Here is a 4,090-nt window from a genome sequence, read left to right on the forward strand (position 1 = left end):
CGCTCGCACCGACGTGGCGGGCCAGCGCCTCGACCGAGGGGACGTCGGTCCTTGCGTGGTCGCGCGATGCTGTCCCGCGGTCGGGCCCGCCCGACCGGAGGGGCACGCAGGACCTGCCTCCCTTGACAGAGCGCCGCGATTTGTCGCGACTGCGGCTGACGCGGTAACCAGAATGGACCGGAGGCCAGAGCGATGCCCGACGTGACGCAACTGACCGGATATATCGGTGCAGAGATCTCGGGCGTCGATCTTCGCGCGCTCGACGACCCGGACCTTCGGGCGGCCCTTCGCTCCGCGCTTTCGGCCCACCATGTGCTGCTGATCCGCGATCAGGACCTCGGCCTCGACGACCAGAAAAGACTGACCGAGGTGTTCGGTGACCTCATGCAGCTGCCTTACGTCGCTCCCATGGCGGAGGACCCCGCGGTGATCGCCGTGCTGAAGGAGGCGCACGAGGACAGCGGTGGCGTCTTCGGCGGCGAATGGCACAGCGATTTCAGCTTCCTCGACACCCCGCCCGCGGGATCGGTGCTGAACGCGGCCGAGATTCCGCCGGTCGGCGGCGACACCGTCTGGTCGAGCCAGAAAGCGGCTTTCGAGACGCTGCCGGAGCACCTGAAGTCCTTTCTCGACGGGCGCAAGGCGGTGCATGTCGGCAAGCCCTACGGCGTCCGTTTCGCGCCTGCGGCGAAGACGCGGGCCAATTCGTCGATCAGGATGACGCGCGGCGATCCGGAGGCAGACCGCGAGGTGCTGCATCCCGCCGTCATCACCGACCCGGAGACAGGGGCACGGGCGCTCTTTCTCAACCCGATCTACACCACGCGGTTCGAGGGTCTGACGGAGGAGGAGAGCCGCCCCTTCCTGGAGCAGATCTACAAGCACGCGACCCGGCCGGACTTCTCGATGCGTCTCAAGTGGCGGCGCGGCGATGTCGTGATCTGGGACAACCGCATGACACTGCACTATGCGACGAACGATTACGCGGGTTCCCGGCGTCTGCTCTACCGGACGACGTTCCGCCGCGCGCCCCCGGCCTAGCGTGTGACCACCTTTCGTCGCGGCCCGGTCCCGTGGGTCATCGCCGACCGCGTGTCAGGCATCCGACCGGGACGCGCGGGGCGCCTCGTGTCGCGTTGCGGGGTCGCGTCGGGCGAAACCGGCGATCCCCATGACACCCGCCAGACGCCCCCGGGAACTGCGTCGCGCCCGTCATGCGGCGCCACGTCCCCGCGGGCGCGCCGCCCCAGGTCCAGGGCCACGCGCGCGGCCATCGTCTGAATTGCTGCGCCCGGCGGGCGCGGCTGCTGCGTCGCCGGACGGCGGCGGGGGGCGGCGCACTCGTGCGGCGGATCGAGCGGTGACACGTCGCGCCCGGCGGATGGGCAACCGCGCCACCGCCGCCCGCCCGAAGGCGCGGCGCGGCGTCCGGAAACGGGACGTGCCCAGGCCCTTGCCCGGACCGTGTCCGAAGCAGCTTCACGCCCCGGGCGTGTCCGCGGGGCTGCCGCGCCGCCGGGGCGTCACGGTCATCGCGCCTCGCGCATGCGCAGCGCGACGAGCGACCCGGCGGCGGCGATCAGGACGATGCCCGCGAGTTGCTGTACCCCGAGGAGATGGCCGAAGAGCACCCACGCGAAGAAGGGCCCGGAGATGAAGGCCGCATATTCGAAGGGCGCGATGTAGCTCGGCTCGCCCAGCTGGTAGGCGCGGATGATGAGCCCCACGCCCACGAGCGACCCGACCGCCTGCACGAGGAGCCAGGGCGCGATATCGCCCATCCCCCAGGTCCAGCCGCGCAGCAGGAAGCCTGCGGCGCCGGGTTCGGCCTCGGGTCCGATCACCGCGATCAGCGCGACCGCGACCGCGCTCAGCGCGATCTGACACAGGATGATGCCGGTCAGGAGCGTCAGCGCGTTCTCGCGCGCGCAGATCGTGTTGGTGGCGATCATCCCCACGGCGTAGAAGACCCCGCCGAGCACCGGCATCAGGATCACCGGCGAGAGCGCCGCGGGATCGGGCTCGAGCACCACGATCAGACCGAGAAACCCGAGCGCCACCGCCGCCACGCGCGCGCCCCCGACCGGGCGGCGCAGCGCGAGCGCCGTGATCACGAGAATCCAGATCGGCGAAGTGAAGAGCCCGGCGAGCGCCTGCTCGATCGGCAGGAAGGCGAGCGCGCCGAAGTAGAGCGACATCGCGACCGTCACGACCGCGCTGCGCAGGGTCACCGCCCGGAAGGACACGGCGCGGATCGGCTGGCGCAGGGCGACGGAGGCCGCCGCCAGCATCGGCAGGCAGATCACCCCGCGCACGAGCTGGAACTGCCAGAGCCCGATATCGCGGGCGATCAGCGCCACCACGTTGTCGATGAGCCCGATCACCGCCATCGCCGCGAGCATCGAGAGCGCCCCGGCGGTGGTGCCGCTTCGCATGGTTTCGGCAACACTCATCGCCCATCCCCGTCTTGCGACGCAACAATCTTTCCCTATACCGTCCCCCCGACGGGGAAAAGGGGAGGCGTTCCGACATGGGCTGGCTCGCAGACGAAACCGGACTCGAGAAGACGGCGGCGAATTTCGTGCCGCTGACGCCGCTGTCGTTCCTGCAGCGCGCGACGGTGGTCTTTCCCGATCAGGAGGCCGTGGTCTACGGGCCGGTCCGGCGCAGCTACCGGGAGTACGCCGAGCGGGTGAGCCGGCTCGCCTCGGCGCTCGCCGGCATCGGGGTCAAGCCCGGCGACGTGGTGGCGACCCTCCTGCCCAACGTGCCCGCGCAGGCCGAGGCGCATTTCGGCGTGCCCGCCTGCGGCGGAGTGCTGAACACGATCAACGTGCGTCTCGACCCGGACACGGTCGCCTACATCCTCGCTCACGGGCAGGCGCGGGTGCTGCTGGTGGACCCGCAGTTCATTCCCCTCGCGGCGGAGGCGCTCGAGCGGATGGAGGGACCGGTGCCGGCGGTGATCGAGGTGGCCGACGACCACGCGGGCGTCCATCATCTCGGCGAGTACCCGGAATACGAGGAGCTTCTGGCCGCGGGCGACCCGGCGTTCGAGTGGGTCATGCCCGGCGACGAATGGGAAAGCATCGCGCTCAATTACACCTCGGGCACGACGGGGCGTCCGAAGGGCGTCGTCTATCACCACCGCGGCGCCTATCTGAACGCGATGGGACAGGTGCTGTCGTGGCGGATGGTGCTTTACCCGCGCTACCTGACCATCGTCCCGCTCTTTCACTGCAACGGCTGGTGCCACACCTGGATGATGCCCGCGGTGGGCGGTACGGTCGTCTGCTGCCGCGACATCGCCGCGAAGCCGATCTTCGACGCCATCGCAGACGAGCGGGTGACGCACTTCGGCGGCGCCCCCATCGTGCTGAACACCCTCGTCAACGCCAGGCCCGAGGAGCGGCGCGACTTCGACCACACGGTGGAAGTCTTCACCGCCGGCGCCCCGCCCGCGCCCGCGACGCTCGCCGCGATCGAGCCGCTGGGGTTCAACATCACCCATGTCTATGGCCTGACCGAGACCTACGGTCCCGCCACCGAATGCACCTGGGGCCCGGAGTGGGAGCCGCTCGAAGGCGAGGCGCGCGCGGCGAAGAAGGCGCGGCAGGGCGTTGCCATGCCCTTCATGGAGCACGTCGGCGCCTTGGACGAGGCCGGCCGGCAGGTGCCGATGGACGGGCGGACACAGGGCGAGATCGTGTTTCGCGGCAACGGGGTGATGAAGGGCTACCTCAAGAATCCCGAGGCGACGGCCGAGGCGTTCCGCGGCGGCGTCTATCACTCGGGCGATATCGCCGTGCAGGAACCGGATGGCTACCTGCGCATTCAGGACCGCGCCAAGGACATCATCATTTCGGGCGGCGAGAACATCTCGTCGGTCGAGGTCGAGGGCGTGCTGATGGCGCATCCGTCCGTGCTGCTCTGCGCCGTGGTTGCGAAGCCGGACGCCAAATGGGGCGAGGTGCCCTGCGCCTTCGTCGAGCTGAAGGACGGCGCGGAGGCCGACGAGGCTGCGCTCATCGCCTACGCGCGGGACCGGCTGGCGGGCTTCAAGACGCCGAAGAAAGTGGTCTTCCAGGAG

The 4,090-nt window shown here is 70.0% G+C and carries 3 protein-coding genes; 2 read left to right on the forward strand and 1 reads right to left on the reverse strand.

Annotation, left to right across the window (positions count from 1 at the left end; all coding sequences use genetic code 11):
- The first annotated feature begins 192 nt into the window (after window positions 1-192).
- The gene (locus ACESL7_RS13815) at window positions 193-1,041 is read left to right on the forward strand and encodes a TauD/TfdA dioxygenase family protein (protein ID WP_372893889.1); all 849 of its coding nucleotides are present in this window, start codon (window positions 193-195) and stop codon (window positions 1,039-1,041) included.
- Window positions 1,042-1,529: 488 nt separating this feature from the next.
- Here the strand turns inward: ACESL7_RS13815 and ACESL7_RS13820 are convergent, their stop codons facing one another.
- Window positions 1,530-2,453: a DMT family transporter gene (locus ACESL7_RS13820; RefSeq protein ID WP_372893890.1), complete on the reverse strand. Its 924-nt coding sequence runs from the start codon at window positions 2,451-2,453 to the stop codon at window positions 1,530-1,532.
- 77 nt (window positions 2,454-2,530) lie between these two features.
- On the opposite strand from ACESL7_RS13820, the gene ACESL7_RS13825 reads away from it, so the two are divergent.
- Window positions 2,531-4,090, forward strand: a 1,560-nt coding sequence (locus ACESL7_RS13825; protein ID WP_372893891.1) for an AMP-binding protein, incomplete at its 3' end; no start/stop codon positions are given.

The organism is Rhodosalinus sp. (assembly GCF_041685465.1).
Classification (GTDB): Bacteria; Pseudomonadota; Alphaproteobacteria; order Rhodobacterales; family Rhodobacteraceae; genus Rhodosalinus.

What these genes read in the sequence shown, in the direction of transcription:
- ACESL7_RS13815 (WP_372893889.1), top strand. Translation starts at nt 193, where the DNA reads ATGCCCGACGTGACGCAACTGACCGGATATATCGGTGCAGAGATCTCG.
- ACESL7_RS13820 (WP_372893890.1), bottom strand. Translation starts at nt 2,453, where the DNA reads ATGAGTGTTGCCGAAACCATGCGAAGCGGCACCACCGCCGGGGCGCTC.